The sequence below is a fragment of the Bifidobacterium animalis subsp. animalis ATCC 25527 genome (genome assembly GCF_000260715.1).
GTDB lineage: Bacteria > Actinomycetota > Actinomycetes > Actinomycetales > Bifidobacteriaceae > Bifidobacterium > Bifidobacterium animalis.
Genome location: NC_017834.1, coordinates 669,910 through 685,088 on the forward strand (window position 1 = coordinate 669,910; position 15,179 = coordinate 685,088).

Annotated in this window: 13 protein-coding genes; 10 read left to right on the plus strand and 3 right to left on the minus strand. The window is 59.9% G+C overall.

Annotation, left to right across the window (positions count from 1 at the left end):
• The first annotated feature begins 176 nt into the window (after positions 1 to 176).
• Positions 177 to 1,163, plus strand: a complete 987-nt coding sequence (locus BANAN_RS02820; protein ID WP_014697436.1) for an amino acid ABC transporter permease — start codon at positions 177 to 179, stop codon at positions 1,161 to 1,163.
• Between the two features lie 27 nt (positions 1,164 to 1,190).
• Complete coding sequence (locus BANAN_RS02825) at positions 1,191 to 2,045, plus strand: amino acid ABC transporter ATP-binding protein (RefSeq protein ID WP_014697437.1); 855 nt, start codon at positions 1,191 to 1,193, stop codon at positions 2,043 to 2,045.
• Positions 2,046 to 2,571: 526 nt separating this feature from the next.
• On the opposite strand, the gene BANAN_RS02830 is transcribed toward BANAN_RS02825, so the two are convergent.
• Positions 2,572 to 3,219 carry a hypothetical protein gene (locus tag BANAN_RS02830; protein ID WP_237705839.1) on the minus strand — a complete coding sequence of 216 codons (648 nt, stop codon included), beginning with the start codon at positions 3,217 to 3,219 and terminating at the stop codon, positions 2,572 to 2,574.
• 1,757 nt (positions 3,220 to 4,976) lie between these two features.
• Complete coding sequence (locus tag BANAN_RS02835) at positions 4,977 to 5,663, minus strand: response regulator transcription factor (protein ID WP_014697440.1); 687 nt, start codon at positions 5,661 to 5,663, stop codon at positions 4,977 to 4,979.
• A gap of 269 nt (positions 5,664 to 5,932) precedes the next feature.
• Here BANAN_RS02835 and glmS point away from each other — a divergent pair, with 269 nt between their 5' ends.
• From glmS to BANAN_RS02850, 3 genes are all read left to right on the plus strand, one after another.
• Complete coding sequence (gene glmS / locus BANAN_RS02840) at positions 5,933 to 7,825, plus strand: glutamine--fructose-6-phosphate transaminase (isomerizing) (RefSeq protein ID WP_041777105.1); 1,893 nt, start codon at positions 5,933 to 5,935, stop codon at positions 7,823 to 7,825.
• Between the two features lie 17 nt (positions 7,826 to 7,842).
• Positions 7,843 to 8,571 (plus strand): pseudouridine synthase, encoded by a 729-nt coding sequence (locus tag BANAN_RS02845; protein ID WP_193349125.1) that lies wholly within the window; start codon positions 7,843 to 7,845, stop codon positions 8,569 to 8,571.
• Between the two features lie 173 nt (positions 8,572 to 8,744).
• The gene (locus BANAN_RS02850; RefSeq protein WP_014697443.1) at positions 8,745 to 9,014 is read left to right on the plus strand and encodes a hypothetical protein; all 270 of its coding nucleotides are present in this window, start codon (positions 8,745 to 8,747) and stop codon (positions 9,012 to 9,014) included.
• Positions 9,015 to 9,020: 6 nt separating this feature from the next.
• Here the strand turns inward: BANAN_RS02850 and BANAN_RS02855 are convergent, their stop codons facing one another.
• Positions 9,021 to 9,779, minus strand: a complete 759-nt coding sequence (locus tag BANAN_RS02855) for a type III pantothenate kinase (RefSeq protein WP_014697444.1) — start codon at positions 9,777 to 9,779, stop codon at positions 9,021 to 9,023.
• Between the two features lie 169 nt (positions 9,780 to 9,948).
• Here BANAN_RS02855 and BANAN_RS02860 point away from each other — a divergent pair, with 169 nt between their 5' ends.
• Genes BANAN_RS02860 through BANAN_RS02880 form a run of 5 tightly spaced genes read left to right on the plus strand, consistent with a single transcriptional unit; the run spans position 9,949 to position 15,154 of the window.
• Positions 9,949 to 11,700 carry an ABC transporter substrate-binding protein gene (locus BANAN_RS02860; RefSeq protein WP_014697445.1) on the plus strand — a complete coding sequence of 584 codons (1,752 nt, stop codon included), beginning with the start codon at positions 9,949 to 9,951 and terminating at the stop codon, positions 11,698 to 11,700.
• A 39-nt stretch (positions 11,701 to 11,739) separates the two neighbouring features.
• Positions 11,740 to 12,702 (plus strand): ABC transporter permease, encoded by a 963-nt coding sequence (locus BANAN_RS02865; protein ID WP_014697446.1) that lies wholly within the window; start codon positions 11,740 to 11,742, stop codon positions 12,700 to 12,702.
• Positions 12,695 to 13,579: an ABC transporter permease gene (locus BANAN_RS02870; protein WP_014697447.1), complete on the plus strand. Its 885-nt coding sequence runs from the start codon at positions 12,695 to 12,697 to the stop codon at positions 13,577 to 13,579. Before BANAN_RS02865 ends, BANAN_RS02870 begins: the two co-directional genes overlap by 8 nt.
• Positions 13,576 to 14,373: an ABC transporter ATP-binding protein gene (locus tag BANAN_RS02875; protein WP_014697448.1), complete on the plus strand. Its 798-nt coding sequence runs from the start codon at positions 13,576 to 13,578 to the stop codon at positions 14,371 to 14,373. Before BANAN_RS02870 ends, BANAN_RS02875 begins: the two co-directional genes overlap by 4 nt.
• Positions 14,366 to 15,154 carry an ABC transporter ATP-binding protein gene (locus BANAN_RS02880; RefSeq protein WP_014697449.1) on the plus strand — a complete coding sequence of 263 codons (789 nt, stop codon included), beginning with the start codon at positions 14,366 to 14,368 and terminating at the stop codon, positions 15,152 to 15,154. Before BANAN_RS02875 ends, BANAN_RS02880 begins: the two co-directional genes overlap by 8 nt.
• The last annotated feature ends 25 nt before the right edge of the window (positions 15,155 to 15,179 follow it).

Sequence of the window (15,179 nt, forward strand, 5' to 3'; positions counted from 1 at the left end):
GCCGGCCGCATATGGAATGTGCGAATCAGACGTGAGCCATATGCGGTCGGTCGGCGCCGTTGCGTAACGGGGTACGTTACAATACTCACATATCGTCGGTAGACGCCTGGAAGCGCAACGGCGCAAGCCGGGCGCGCATGCCGGATGCCACGGAACGCAGAGAAGAAGGAAGATCGATGCCACATCACGTTGAACACGACAGCGAAGGTCTGCCGATCCCCAATCGCATCAAGGCCAAGCCAGTCAAGCGCCCGGGCCAGATCATCGCCGCGATCATCGTGGTCATCTTCGCCGCCATGATCGTCAAGGGACTCATCACCAACCCGCGCTTCGAATGGAACGTGGTGTGGAAGTACCTGTTCAATGAGCGTGTGCTCGAAGGCGTGGGCTACACATTGCTGCTCACGGTGATCTCCATGGTCGTGGCCATCGTGCTCGCCGTGGTGCTGGCCGTCATGCGCAAGTCGGTGAATCCGGTGCTCCGCGGTGTCAGCTGGTTCTACATCTGGTTCTTCCGCGGCACCCCTGTATACACGCAGTTGGTGTTCTGGGGTCTGTTCGCCGTGCTCATCCCACGTCTGTCGCTGGGCATACCGCTCACGTCGGTGGAGTTCTGGAGCATCGATTCGCAGGCGATCATCACCGCGTTCAATGCGGCATGGATCGGTCTGGCGTTGAACGAGGCCGCATACCTGGCCGAGATCGTGCGCGCGGGCCTCGACGCCGTCGATCCCGGGCAGGAGGAAGCCGCCAAGGCGCTGGGCATGAAGCGTTCGATGATCATGCGCCGCGTGATTCTGCCGCAGGCCATGCGCATCATCATCCCGCCGACCGGCAATGAGACGATCGGCATGCTCAAGACGACCTCATTGGTGCTCGCCGTGCCGTTCACCCTCGATTTGCAGTACGCGACGAACGCGATCGCCAACCGCATCTACAAGCCGATTCCATTGCTGCTCGTGGCCTCGATCTGGTACCTGTTCATCACCTCCATTCTCATGGTGATCCAGTCAATGCTCGAGAAACACTTCGGCAGGGGATTCCAAGCGCGCCCGGTGGGGCCCAAGGGCAAGCAGCCGCCGCTGCCGGGAAAGACGGACGGCGAGCCGAAAGACGACGTGAATAAGACGAACCAGGCCGAATTCATGGGGTACACCGCCTAGCGGTGCCGTGGGCATAAGGAGAGACACATGAGCGAAGCGATGAGAAAAACCAAGTCGAACAGCGACGAATCCACTGCAATACAAACCCCGAAAGCCAGCGTGACCACCGACATCGCCGCCGCGATTCCGGCCGTGGAGGCCAAGCAGGTGCACAAGGCATTTGGCGACCTGCACGTGCTCAAGGGCATCGATCTGACCGTCGAACCGGGCACCGTCACCGTGATCCTCGGGCCGTCCGGTTCAGGCAAATCCACATTTCTGCGTCTCATCAACCAGCTGGAGACGATCACCGGCGGCGAGATCGACGTCGATGGCGAGATGATCGGGTACAAGAGACTGCCGAACGGCGAATTGCAGACGCTGAACGACAAGGAGATCGCCCGCCAGCGCGCCAAGCTGGGCATGGTGTTCCAGAAGTTCAATCTGTTCCCGCATATGACCGCGCTCGAAAACGTGATGGAGGCGCCGGTGCACGTGCTGCATATGCCGAAGGCGGAGGCGCGCAAGCTCGCCATCAAGGAACTTGAGCGCGTTGGACTCGGCGAACGTCTCGACTACTACCCGGCCCAGCTTTCCGGCGGCCAGCAGCAGCGTGTGGCGATTGCGCGCGCGCTCGCCATGAAGCCGGAGATCATGCTGTTCGACGAGCCCACGTCGGCACTCGACCCCGAGCTCGTCGGTGAGGTGCTCAATGTGATGCGCTCGCTCGCGAACGACGGCATGACGATGATCGTGGTCACGCATGAGATCGGCTTCGCCAAGGAGGTCGCCGACCAGATTGTGTTCATGGACGGGGGAGTCGTGGTGGAACGCGGCACGCCGGACATCATCGATCATCCCAAGGAGGAGCGTTTTCAGGACTTCCTGCAGCACGTGCTGTGATCCGTGCGTTGCTCGCATTCGGACACTCCGTGTGAGGGTCGGCCTGCAAAGTTGATTATCCAGATGTTAGTGTGTGCGCTTTGCTGAGTGCGGAGTTGCAAAGGTGACTGTCGGAATCCTGCTGCGCGTGTCCAGCTGGGAGCGGAGTTGCAAAGGTGGCCATCAGAGAGGCGATTCATTTGCCGGTGCGGAATCCGCACTGCAAGCGAGGCCATCGTGGAAGCTGTTCGGTGGTCGTGTTTGCAGATTCGCTCTCGCTCGCGCAAAAGTAGATCCCGCATGGTGGTTCGTGTGGGAGTCGGCATGCAAAAGCGGCAATCTGCAGACTCGTCCGTTTGCTGGAGCGCGGCCCAGTGTGCAAGAGTGGCAACCTGGGGACTGATTCATATGTCGCGGGAAGATTCAGTTTGCAAAGGCGACCGTTAAGAAATAATCTGCATGTCTCTGTGAGAACGGAATTGCACAAGCGACAATATGAGCGCATGGAACAGCGGCCCGCGCAAGACATATAGAGCTCGGCGCACGGCTAGGAGACATAGGGTACTCCTGCTTGCTCGAGTTTGCGGCGAAGCTGATCGGGGTGCACCACGTCGTTGTATGAGAAATGCACGATCTGCGAAACGCCGCAGCGACGAAGCGCCTCATCTCGTTCACGTTCTGCCAGCACGCGCTGCTCAATGGTTTTTGATCCTACCATCTGCGGATTCACGTATTTCTCCATGCCATCGAACTCCCCAACGATGACTCTGCCGTCGGCCAATCGCCACAGGTAATCCGTGCGATATGTCTTTCTTGTCACGGGGTCGAAAAAACTGATCTGCAATTCCGGAACCACGAAACCCAGCACAATAATCACGGCACGCGCCTTCGATTCGCCGCCGCTCTCACTGCGAGGATCTGCGAAATGCAACAGTCGTAAGACGGGACTCACATCACGCGACATGGTTCCCATGACTTCCATGATCTGTTTGAAGTGCGTGATGGACGCGGAATCGAACATCGGCAGCGTTTCTTCGAAAGGCAGCAACAAAGCACAATCTACCAATGTGTGTGCCGGATTCGTGACCAGCAATCCCTGCATGCTGATTGCCGAGTCCATATCCGTGTAAATATGCTGAGTCCGTTCGGAAGTCCAGTTTCGTCGTGCGGCACAGACGATCGTGCCGTCGTGCAATGCGTGGCTCAATGGGAAGCCAAGCAGGGTGGCGGCGGTCTTGCCGGCAAATACCACGCCGGGATTGTACCGATTCACCGTGCGGCAGATATGCCATGTTCGCTCGGCCGGGCGCAGGGAATCCCAGTAATCTGGCCGCACATAACAATTCCTGAACACTTGGTTGAGCTCGCCGGATCTCGCTCTGCGTGCTAGCGCGACTCGCTCGTTGCGATTGCATGCATATGCGCAACGATGTCCATGCTGGGCGGAGTCAAGCAGTTGCTCGACCACTCTGTTTCTGCGCATCCTCGCCTCCTTTCGTGTGGCATGTAGCCATCTAAGCAGCGTGGGGCGGTGGTGTACAGCGGAATCGGGCATTGTGGTCGGAGGACGCATTATTCACAACGGCGGTCGTTGCAATTGTGGACAGTCACGTGCGCGCCTTGCAAAAGCGCTGGCAAGAAGACGAGCGTTGATGAAGTCTGTCGCGATGGATTGCGGGATGTCTTGTAGTGGTTTCAGATGCAAAGATGAATATCGAGATTGTTTTCACGTGCTATATCGGAGTTCGTTTTGCAAAGGAGACTCTTTCTGAACCTCTTCGTGTGTCGTGGTAGGACCTGATTTGCAATAGCGGTTAGATAGCGGTTGTTCACATTGCCGGTAGAGCAAATGAAATGCAAGGAAGGCAATATGAGCACTGATTCGCATGCCGCGGTGAGGCTCATTCGCAAAGGTGACTATCGTGATTCTGCTGTACGTGCGCAGTTGGTAGCGGAGTTGCAAAGCCGGCTATCGGGATCTTGTTGCGTGTACGCAGTTGAGGGTGAGTCTGCAAGGATGGCTATTGGGATTTTGCTGCAGGTGTCCAGCTGGGAGCAGAGTTGCAAACGCGACTGGCGGAATCCTGCTGCAGATGTTCAACTGAGTGCGGATTTGCAAAGGTGACTGTGGAAATCCTGTTGTGCTGGTCCAGCTGGGAGCGGAGTTGCAAGTGTGGTCATGCAAGAGAGTTTCGTTTGCTGTGACGAGATTGCGATTGCAAAAGAATCAATCTGATGAGTTACCAGAGGGTCATGTTTGCAGATTCGCTCTCGCTCGCGCAAAAGTAGGGCCCGCATGGTGGTTCGTGTGGGGCTCGGTGTGCAAGAGTGGCAGTCTGGAGACTGATTCACGTGCCGTGGGAAGATTCAGTTTGCGAAAGAGACTGCTGAGGAATTCTTTCTATGCCCTTATGAGAGGGGATCTGCAAAAGAGGTAATCCTCCTTATATGCTTATATGCCGTGGTGAGACTCGGAGTGCGAGAGCGACACTCTAAGGAGCGTCGCGATGCTGTAATGCGGTTCAGTTTGCAAAAATGGCACTCTGGAATCGTCTCACAGTGTTGTACGTGCCCTTATGCTGTATGCGTCTCCGACTGCATGCCGAGTGGCTGCATACCGATCGGCCGCATATCGATTGGCTGCGTAACAGGGAAGAGAGAGCCGCGAGTGCACAGTCGCCGCACTGCATTTCATCAGCACTGCGAATCATCACAGCATGGTGTCTCATCACAGTGTGTACAGTATGTTCAGTCCGCCCATTTCCACGATGTCATCAAAGGAAAGTGCCGCGGCATCCGTGCCCCTTCGCACGGATGCCCGCATTGCCCTAGAATCTCGCCCACGGGGGAGATGCCCTTCTCTCTCGCCAGTTTTCATTGTAAAAGAGCGGCATTATAAAAACCATTGATTGTAGTCCCACAGACTACAAAACTGCTCGGCGTGTCGAAAAATCACAGTTTCGTTTTGCGGGACCATGACGCCACCGCCTCAGCCCGTGATTTCGCGCGGAGTTTGCGCATGGCGCGGCTGATGTAGGTTTTCACCGTGGATTCACTGTCGCCGGTCTCTTCGGCAATGGTGCGCGTGGAAAGTCCCTCCGAGCACAGCTCCATCACGGCCTGCTCGTTTGGTGACATGCTCATGATTGCAGGTTTGCCTTGCATGAGCAATCTTTCGTGTGCCTGCTGCGGGGTCTCGTATGGCATGCCGTTCGACTTGAGCAACGGTTGGCCGCTCAACAATGTACGCATTCCGTCGGCCAGTTGAGCGAGTCCGTTTTTGAGCAGCAGGCCCTGCATGCCATTGTTCACCGCGTCGCGCTCGTACGGCTCGATCATGTAGGAACTGCATCCGAGAATGGGCGTATGGTCGTCCTCGAATCGGATTGTGGCGCATAGTTCGAACCCCGACATGCCGTGCATAGACAGGTCGGTGACAATCAAATCCGGCACACAGTTCGTGCAGGCGATGCTGTGGTGGTATGCTTCCACAGCATCCCTTCCGCTTTGCATGGACCAGCAGATGTTGAACTCGGGCAGCCCTCCCAAATAGGTTTCCAAGTAGCTGCGCACCAGCGCGTCGTTGTCCACCAGGGCAATGTTCCACGGTTCAGAATCGGGGTTCATATTGGTATGCATAACGTGTAACTCTCTTCGCGGCAGGCGAATTCGTAGCGAAGCGGGCGCTTCGCCGCGTCACCTATTCGGCTCCTGCCCATTACAGTGTACTTGAGCAGCATGTGATTTGCGCGGGTTGATTGCCATATGAGCCATGCCATACCGTGTTTCAGATGAGTATTGAGATATTCAACGGTATTCGATGTGCCTAATTTGCAGATTTTCGTAAGACTTGTCGTTTTGCCCTGATGGTATGGGCTTTTGCAGCATCTTCTGTTATGCTGTTCGGCATGTGTGGAATTGTGGGTTATGCAGGTAATGTTCTTTGTCCTTCGGATAAGCCGCTTGAGGTGTGTTTGCAGGGCTTGGAGCGGCTTGAGTATCGCGGGTACGATTCGGCCGGCGTGGCGTTGGTGGCGCCGGGCATGGATCGGGTGCAGGTGAGGAAGAAGGCCGGGCGGCTGAGCAATCTGGTGGCGGATATCGAGGCGGATCCGTTGCCGGAGGCGACGGTGGCGATCGGGCATACACGTTGGGCGACGAACGGTGTGCCCAATGATGTGAACGCGCATCCGCATTCGAGCATGGATGGCAAGGTTGCGATCATCCATAACGGGATCATCGAGAACGCCTCGCAGCTGCGTTTGGATCTGCAGGCTGAGGGGTACCGGTTCGTGTCGGGCACCGACACGGAGGTGGCGGCCAAGCTGCTGGGCAAGATCGTGGACGCGGTGATCGCGGAGACGGGCGAGCCGGACCTGTTCGAGGCGGTGCGCCGTCTGGGCCGCATGCTCGAGGGTGCGTTCACGATCCTGGCGATCGACTGCCGCCAGCCGGGTGTCGTGGTCGGTGCGCGTCATGATTCGCCGCTCGTCGTCGGCCTTGGGGAGGGTGAGAACTACCTGGGTTCGGATGTGGCGGCGTTCGTCGCGTATACGAGGACGGCGATGGAGATCGATCAGGACCAGGCGGTGATGATCAGCGCCGGGGGTGTGACGGTCACCGATTTCGATGGCAACGTGGTGGAGGATCCCACCGTGTTCGAGGTGGATTGGGATGCGTCGGCCGCGGAGAAGGGCGGCTGGGATTCGTTCATGGACAAGGAGATCCATGAGGAGCCGGCCGCGGTCCAGCGCACGTTGATCGGACGTTTGGACGATGCCGGCAGCATCAACCTGGATGAGGTGCGCATCGATGAGCATGATTTCAAGATGATCGACAAGATCATCGTGATCGGCTGCGGCACGGCGTCGTATGCGGGCCTGGTGGCCAAGTACGCGATCGAGCATTGGGTGCGCATCCCGGTGGAGGTGGAGCTGGCGCATGAGTTCCGCTACCGTGACCCGATCCTGACGCCGCGCACGCTGGTGGTGGCGATCTCGCAGTCGGGTGAGACGATGGACACGTTGATGGCGTTGCGTCATGCGCGTGAGCAGGGGTCGAAGGTGCTGGCGATCTGCAACACGCAGGGCGCGTCGATCCCGCGTGAGGCGGATGCGGTGCTGTACACGCATGCGGGCCCGGAGGTGGCGGTCGCCTCGACGAAGGCGTTCGTCGCGCAGATCACGGCGACCTACGTGCTGGGCCTGTACCTGGCGCAACTGAAGGGCACGGTGTTCCGCGACGAGATACGCCAGACCCTCGACTCACTCAAGGCCATGCCCGCCAAGATCCAATGGGTGCTCGACACGCAGCCGGACCGCGTGCAGCGTGCCGCCGAGCAACTGCAGGATGCGCAGTCCTTCCTGTTCCTTGGCCGTCACGTGGGCTACCCGGTGGCGTTGGAGGGCGCGTTGAAGCTCAAGGAGATCGCGTACACGTTCACCGAGGGCTTCGCCGCCGGCGAGCTCAAGCACGGCCCGATCGCGCTGGTGGACGAGGGAGAGCCGGTGGTGTTCATCGTGCCTCCCGCGCGCGGCCGCAACACGCTGCATGCGAAGGTGATCTCGGGCATCGAGGAGGTCAAGGCGCGCGGCGCGTACATCATCGCCGTGGCCGAGGAGAACGACAAGGACGTGGAACGCTACGCCGACATGATCTTCTGGCGCCCCGAATGCCCCACGCTCATGAGCCCGCTCATCGACATCGTCCCCCTGCAGCTGTTCGCCATGGACATGGCCAAGCAGAAGGGCTACGACGTCGACAAGCCACGCAACCTCGCCAAATCCGTCACCGTCGAGTGAACGGCGCTCATCGCTGGGTGATCGAGGAACCGCACATCCCGTTCGATCTCACGGTGGTCTATGAGAACGAGCGCATCATTGTCGTGGACAAGCCGCATTTTCTGGCAACCACGCCTCGCGGCATGTGGTATCGCGAAACGGCATTGATGCGCTTGCGCGAACGGTATCGGGAGCCGAATATCACCCCCGCGCACAGACTCGACCGTCCCACCGCCGGCATTGTGGTATTCGTGCGGGATCCCGCTGTCCGTGGCGCCTATCAGATGCTGTTTCAGGAGCATCGCACCAGGAAGTGCTATGAATGTCTGGCGCCGATTCGTCCGCTTGCCACGCCCCGCACCGGCACCGTCGTGCACGGGTCACCTCCGCGAATCTGGCCATTGGTGCGCCGCTCGTGTATCCGAAAGACGAGGGGCGTGCTGTGCGCGCAGGAAATACCGGGGCAGGTGAATGCGGAGACGGCGATCGAGCTCGAAGCATTGCATGCCCGCATGAGTGCGCGAATGGGCATGCCGATCGGCGTATACCGGCTTCTTCCCCGTACCGGCAAGACCCACCAGCTTCGCGTGCACATGAATTCGCTGGGGCTGCCCATTGTTGGCGATGATTTCTACCCGCGCATAGAGGAACGAGCCTACGACGATTTCTCCCAGCCGCTCCAGCTCGTTGCCCGTTCGTTGGCCTTCACCGACCCGTTCACTGGCGACCCGCTCGAATTCAGCTCAAAGATTGAGCTGGGGATCTAGATTCTATACTGTTGTCGAATTCGAAGGACGGGGAGACATGAACGCGCAGATTTGGTATGTGGTTTTGCTCAGCGTAATCGTGATCGCCGCGCTGATCGGCACCTCCATTGTGCTCGGGCAATCGAAGAACGGGCTGGGGGGGGGAGGATCATTACACCGATCTGGATCCGCAGATGCAGGGCGAGCTCTACGCCACGCCCGTCATCGTGGGAGACGACGGCGTGACACGGCAGAAGGGCATTGTGCATGACATCAAGCAGATGCCAGACGACACGGCGATTGTCGACGTGCTCTACGCCGGTTCGAAGAAAGGCAGCAACGGCGATACGAAGGCCGAGCACATGACGATGAAGGAAGTGGATGTTCGCCGTCTCGGCCTCAAACCCGGCACCACCGTCACCCTGCATGTTGTGGATGGGGCGATCACGCTCATCGAGCAGTGACGGAGGTCACACATTCTTCGCGTAGATCGAGGCCATGCCTTTGAAGATGAGCGTCGGGTCGACGACATCGATGAGCGGGCAGTCGAAGATGCGCGACATGCCACCGGTGGCGACCACCTTGAAATCGGTGTCGAGCTCCTCGCGGAACTGTGTAATCGTGCGTTCGATGCCACCGAGGCAGTCGTAGTAGAGTCCGGCCTGCATGGCATCTTTCGTGTTGGCGGCGAGAATCGATCTGGGCCGTGTGATCTGCACTTCGGGCAGCTGGGCGGTGTTCGAGGCGAGCGCTGCAGCCGCGGTGCCGATGCCGGTGGTGATGAGCCCTGCGAGAATGGCGCCCTTCTCGTCGACGTAGTTGTAGGTGGTGGCGGTGCCCATGTCTATGACCAGCACCGGGCCGCCATAGGTGGTGTAGGCACCTGCACAGTCGGCGAGCAGGTCGGCGCCGAGAGAGCGTGGGTCGTCCATGCGAATGTTCATGCCGGTTTTGATGCCCGGACCGATGATCATCGGGTCGATGCCCAGGAATTTGATCATCGAGGAGATGAACGAATGCATCACTTTCGGCACAACGGAGGAGATGATCGCGTCCTGCACATCGTCGGGCGAGAAATTGCTCAGTTGCAGGAATTGGAGGATCATGAGGCCGTATTCGTCGGACGTGTGGTTCGACCGTGTGGTGATGCGGTAGGTGTCAACGGTCTCGGTGCCCTCCATGAGACCGATCACAATGTTCGTGTTGCCGATGTCGACTGCCAGAATCATGCCTGCTCCTTGTGCTCGATGCCTCCAACTTAGCAGACGACCCGACGTCCGGGCGGCCGGATGCGATACAATGATCGCGGTGACCGACCCGCCGAGGCGGTCAACCGACAGAACCATGCAGCATACGGGCCCAGTGCGCCCTATGCCGCATATGAACATTAGAGGTACCATGACAGAACCGAAGAACGGCTTGCAGAACAACAATGAGCCGAAGCCGCAGAACGCCGACAATGCGTCTGCGAGCGAGAACAAGGCTGGCAACGCAAGCGCAGCCAGCACCGATGCGTCATTGCAGGCGCACGAGAAAAGCGGGAACACGCATTCGGGTTGGAAAGGCTGGGTGCTTGGCGCCATAGCCGTAATCATCGTGGCGGCAATCGTGTTCGCCGTGATGAACCATACGCGCGCAGGCAAGGAATCTGCAATCCAGACGGGAACGCCGGCGCAGACGGTCACGATCGGGCTCAAGCTGGCGCCGACGAATCTGGACATTCGAAACACCGCGGGCTCGTCGCTCGATCAGGTGCTCATCGGCAACGTGTACGAAGGACTGGTGAGCCGCAACGAGGAGAACAAGGTGGTCCCAGCCCTTGCCAAAAGCTGGGAGGTGAGTGACGACGGTCTCACCTACACGTTCCACCTCAATAAGGGCATGCACTTCTCGAATGGCGACGAACTCAATGCGGACGATGTGGTGTGGTCGATCCAGCAGCTGAAGGAGAAGCAGTACCACGATGCGGACGCGTTGCGCAACTTCAAGTCGATCAGCGCCCCGAACGCAGACACCGTGGTGATCACACTGACCAAGCCATACTCGCAGCTCCTGTGGGCATTGAGCGGACGCGCGGGTCTTGTGTTCGACAAGGACGCCAAGTATGTGGCGAAGACACAGGCAGTGGGTTCCGGCCCATACAAGGTGGCCAAGTTCACGCCGAACAACTCGATCGAGCTCGTGGCCGACGAGAACTACTGGGGATCGAACAAACCGAAGACGAAGAATATTGTGATCCGTTACTTCGCCGACGACAATGCAGCCGTGAACGCGCTCAAATCCGGCGATGTGCAGGTGCTTGCGCCAATCACCTACGCGCTTGCCGAATCCGCGCTCGGCCCCCGGATCGAAACCAAATCGTCGGATTCCAACGGCACCGAGCACTCCAAGGAGTCGGGCGACCCCACCTCGCGATTCGTGGTGAAAGTGGGCGACGGCACCGACAAATACGTGCTCGCCATGAACAACGCCAAAGGCAAAGCGACTGCTGACAAGAAAGTGCGCAAGGCCATTCGGTACGCCATAGACCATGACCAGCTCATCGCCTCGCGCGGGAGCGTGGATGCCAAACTCGGCGGCCCGATTCCCTCGCTCGACCCGGGCTACCGGGATCTGAGCTCGAAGTACCCGCACGACATCGAGAAAGCACGCGAACTCATGAAGCAGGCCGGCTATTCCGCCGACCACCCGCTCAAACTCACGTTGACCTACCCGAACACCTACGGCACCGAGCTCGGCGAACAGCTGCGCTCGCAGTTGAAGGAGGCATACATCGAGCTCAAGGTGAACGTGGTCGAGTTCTCCACGTGGCTGCAGGACGTCTACACCGACAAAGACTACGACCTGTCGATGGTGGACCACAACGAGAGCCACGATTTCTCGCAGTGGACGCGGCCGGACTACTATTACGGCTACGACAACCGGAAGGTGCAGCAGTTGTACGAGGAGGCGATGGGTGCCACAAACGACGACGAGCGTGATGCCAAGCTCGCCGAGGCCGCGCAGACCGTGAGTGAGGATGCCGCGGCTGACTGGCTGTTCAACTACCGCGTCGCCACGGCGATGGACAAGGGCGTGGAGGGCTTCCCGCTCAACATGAATCAGACGTTCATGCCGTTGGCGCAGCTCACCTACACGCCAGCCAAGTAGCAAACGGCCTCATAACGGTCTCAAAGGACGCGTGTCTTCATGAAATATGTGTTGCGACGCATCGCCATGTTCCTGGTGGCGCTGTTGGCGATCTCGCTCATCGTGTTCCTCATGCTGCGCGTGCTGCCGGGAGACATCGCCGCCGTGATGGCGGGCACGAACTCGCCGCCCGAGCGTGTGGCCCAGTTGAGGGCCCAGATGGGACTCGACAAGCCGCTTCCACAGCAATACTTCGAGTGGGTCGGCGGACTGTTGCGCGGTGACTTCGGCACGACCATGCTCACCGGCCAGCCCGTGGCTTCCGTGGTCGCCTCGCGTGCCGCCATCACGTTCCCGCTCATTGTGTTGGGCATGCTGGTGGCACTGCTGTTCGGAATCCCGCTTGGCTACCTCGCCGTGCGCACGACGAACCGTGCGGCCAAGGCACTGTTCCAGACCATCGCGATCATTGGAGGCGCCATTCCGGCCCTATGGGGCGGTCTGCTGCTCATTCTGCTGTTCGCGCGCGGACTGGGCGTGTTCGAAGTGTTCCCGGCGCAGGGATTCCCGAGTCGTGGGTGGGCCGATCCGTCCCGCGCATCGCTCAGTCTGGTGTTGCCGGCACTCACCGTGGGCCTGATCGTCGGCGCCACAATCATGCGTTATACGCGTTCCTCGTTGCAGACCATCGCCTCCTCCGGCTACGTTGAGATGGCGATGGCATGCGGCATGACGCGCAGACAGGCGTTGTGGCATGTGGGCATGCGACTGGCGATGCCGCAGCTCGTCTCGGTGATCGGCCTCACCTTCGCCGAGATGGTCACCGGGGTCATGGTGATTGAGAACCTGTTCGCATTGCCGGGCATAGGCACCGGCTTGGTGAATGATCTCGGCCATCGCGACCTCATTGCCGTGCAGAGCGAGCTGTTCATGTTGGCGGCGTTCTTCCTGGTGATCGGCCTGCTCGTCGACCTGACGCACCGGGCACTCGACCCGCGATTGGGGGAGGGGAGCAATGAATAGGCAATCTGTACGCACGCACTTTCGCCGCGTGGGCATCGTCGTCTCGACGATGTGGTCGCGCGGCACCGGCAGGTTCTCGTTGATCGTGCTCGGCCTGTGGGTGCTGGTCTCGCTCGTCTCGCTGTTCTGGACCCCGCGGCCATTGTGGCAAACCGATGGCTACAACGTATGGGCGAAACCGTCACGCGGGCACTGGCTCGGCACCGATGGCACCGGTGCCGATGTGCTCAGCTGGCTCATGGCCGGATCGCGCACGAATCTGGCCATCGTGGTGCTCACCGTCTGTTTCGCCCTCGCCTTCGGTCTGCTGCTCGTGTCGCTGATGGTCTCGCGCAGCACATTGCTGGCGAACGGCACCGTGGTGGCGATCGACGCGCTCATCTCGATTCCCACCGTGCTCATCGCGCTCATGCTCGCCGTGCCGCTTGGCGCTTCGATTCTGGGCATTGTGCTCGCCTGTGGTTTCGGGTATGGGCTCAATCTCGCCCGCGTCGCCCGCCCGCAGGCCATGCTTTCTGCCAGAAGCCTGTATGTGGAGTCGGCGCTGTCGAACGGCGCGTCTGCGGCACGGGTGTTCTTCACGCATGTGCTGACGAACATTCGGCCGGTGGTCACGGTGCAGTGTTCGCTCGCCGCTGGAACCGCAGTGTTGGCGGAGACGGGGCTCACCTACCTCGGTGTGGGTGTGCCGTCCGGTGTGCCGAGTTGGGGGTATTCGCTCGCCTCGTCGGTCAAGTTCATCACGATCTACCCGCTCACGGTCGTGTGGCCCGGCCTGATCGTCACCGTGGTCGTCGTGGCGCTCAATCTGTTCGGAGACGCGTTGCACGATGCCGCCGACCCGCTGAGCAACCCGAGGTTGAGGAGGGTCTCATGAGTGTGGATCTGCAATCTGTGAATGTGTCAATTGCGGGCAGGCAGATTGTTCGCGATGTCTGCCTGCAGATTCGCGACGGCCAGCGTGTGGGACTGATCGGCTCCTCAGGCTCCGGCAAATCGATGATTGCACGGGCGATCATGGGACTGCTGCCGCAAGACGCCCAGCTGAGCGGTTCGATCAATGTGAACGGTACGCAGACGGTTGGTATGAACGACGTGCAACTCGCCAGGCTGCGCGGTGCGGCGATGGGCATGGTGTTCCAGAATCCGGCGGCTTCGCTCAACCCGTTGTTGCGCGTGCGTGAACAGATTGAGCTTCCGCTCAAGTTGCACTACGATCTGCCCGCGCAGGCCCGTGTCGAACGTGTGGCGAACATGGCTGCGAAAGTGGGTCTGCCGGCCGATGTGCTCGACAGATTCCCCCACCAGCTTTCCGGCGGCCAACAGCAGCGTGTGAGCATCGCGACGGCGCTGATCACGTCGCCACGCCTGATCATTGCCGACGAGCCGACCACCGCGCTTGACTCGATCACCCAGCAGCAGATTCTCGAATTGCTCGTCGGACTGGTCGACGAGGCCGGTGCGTCCATGCTGTTCGTCACGCATGATTTCTCGGTGCTGGCGCGCGCCACCCAGTACTGTTATGTGCTGCGGGAAGGGAGTATTGTCGATGCCGGGCGCACCGATGCATTGCTTGCAGACCCGGCCGACGAATACACGGCAATGCTGGTGACGGCCGCGCGCGCACTCAGTTTGCATGTCGACGGTAGCGGGGGTGCCAATCATGATTGAGAAACAGCAGAAGTCGGCCGCGCTGCGGGCAAATGCAGTGGTCAAGAGCTTCGGAAGAGGGCGCGGGCGCCATCAGGTGCTCTTCGACGTGAACGTCGAGGTGTGGCCCGGCGAATGCCTGGGGATCATCGGCGCCTCCGGTTCAGGCAAATCGACCCTCACGCGCATCATGTTCGGCTTGGAGCAACCTGATTCCGGTGATGTGCTGTTCAACGGCGCCAGCATTCTGGGAGTGAGCGGCCGTGCCCAGCGGCGCAGATTATGGGCAGCTTCGGGCATTGTGTACCAGAATCCGTTCGCCTCACTCGACCCGCGCTGGACGGCAGGGCGTTCGATTGCGGAGCCGTTGCGCTTGGCAGGGGAACGCGACGAGCGCAGTATTGGGGAACAGGTGTCGCGAGCCTTGGAATTGGTGGGCTTGGAGCCATCGGAGTTCATGGGACGGTACCCGATGGACATGAGCGGAGGTCAGGCACAGCGTGTGGCCATTGCACGCGCAGTGGTGAAGGATCCGCAGGTCATGTTGGCCGACGAGGCGATGAGCGCCATCGATGTGGCGGCCCGCATGCAGATTCTCGATGCGTTCGCGGCGATTCGCGAGCGTGACCCGAACATGGCCATGGTGCTCGTCTCCCACGACCTCGGCGTGGTGCAGAACATAGCCGACCGCATAGTCGTCATGCATGAGGGGCGCGTCGTGGAAAGCGGTCCGACTGCGCAGATTCTCGAGCAGCCGCAGCAGGAGTACACCCGTCTGCTCATTGCGGCAGCAAGTCTGTGAGTCAGTCTTCTGAAAAGAGGACCTG

Bases quoted from the DNA above. Each gene is read 5' to 3' on its own strand.
- BANAN_RS02825 (WP_014697437.1), top strand. From the start codon at position 1,191: ATGAGCGAAGCGATGAGAAAAACCAAGTCGAACAGCGACGAATCCACT.
- BANAN_RS02880 (WP_014697449.1), top strand. From the start codon at position 14,366: ATGATTGAGAAACAGCAGAAGTCGGCCGCGCTGCGGGCAAATGCAGTG.
- BANAN_RS02835 (WP_014697440.1), bottom strand. From the start codon at position 5,663: ATGCATACCAATATGAACCCCGATTCTGAACCGTGGAACATTGCCCTG.
- glmS (WP_041777105.1), top strand. From the start codon at position 5,933: ATGTGTGGAATTGTGGGTTATGCAGGTAATGTTCTTTGTCCTTCGGAT.
- BANAN_RS02875 (WP_014697448.1), top strand. From the start codon at position 13,576: ATGAGTGTGGATCTGCAATCTGTGAATGTGTCAATTGCGGGCAGGCAG.
- BANAN_RS02870 (WP_014697447.1), top strand. From the start codon at position 12,695: ATGAATAGGCAATCTGTACGCACGCACTTTCGCCGCGTGGGCATCGTC.
- BANAN_RS02855 (WP_014697444.1), bottom strand. From the start codon at position 9,779: ATGATTCTGGCAGTCGACATCGGCAACACGAACATTGTGATCGGTCTC.
- BANAN_RS02860 (WP_014697445.1), top strand. From the start codon at position 9,949: ATGACAGAACCGAAGAACGGCTTGCAGAACAACAATGAGCCGAAGCCG.
- BANAN_RS02850 (WP_014697443.1), top strand. From the start codon at position 8,745: ATGCAGGGCGAGCTCTACGCCACGCCCGTCATCGTGGGAGACGACGGC.
- BANAN_RS02865 (WP_014697446.1), top strand. From the start codon at position 11,740: ATGAAATATGTGTTGCGACGCATCGCCATGTTCCTGGTGGCGCTGTTG.
- BANAN_RS02820 (WP_014697436.1), top strand. From the start codon at position 177: ATGCCACATCACGTTGAACACGACAGCGAAGGTCTGCCGATCCCCAAT.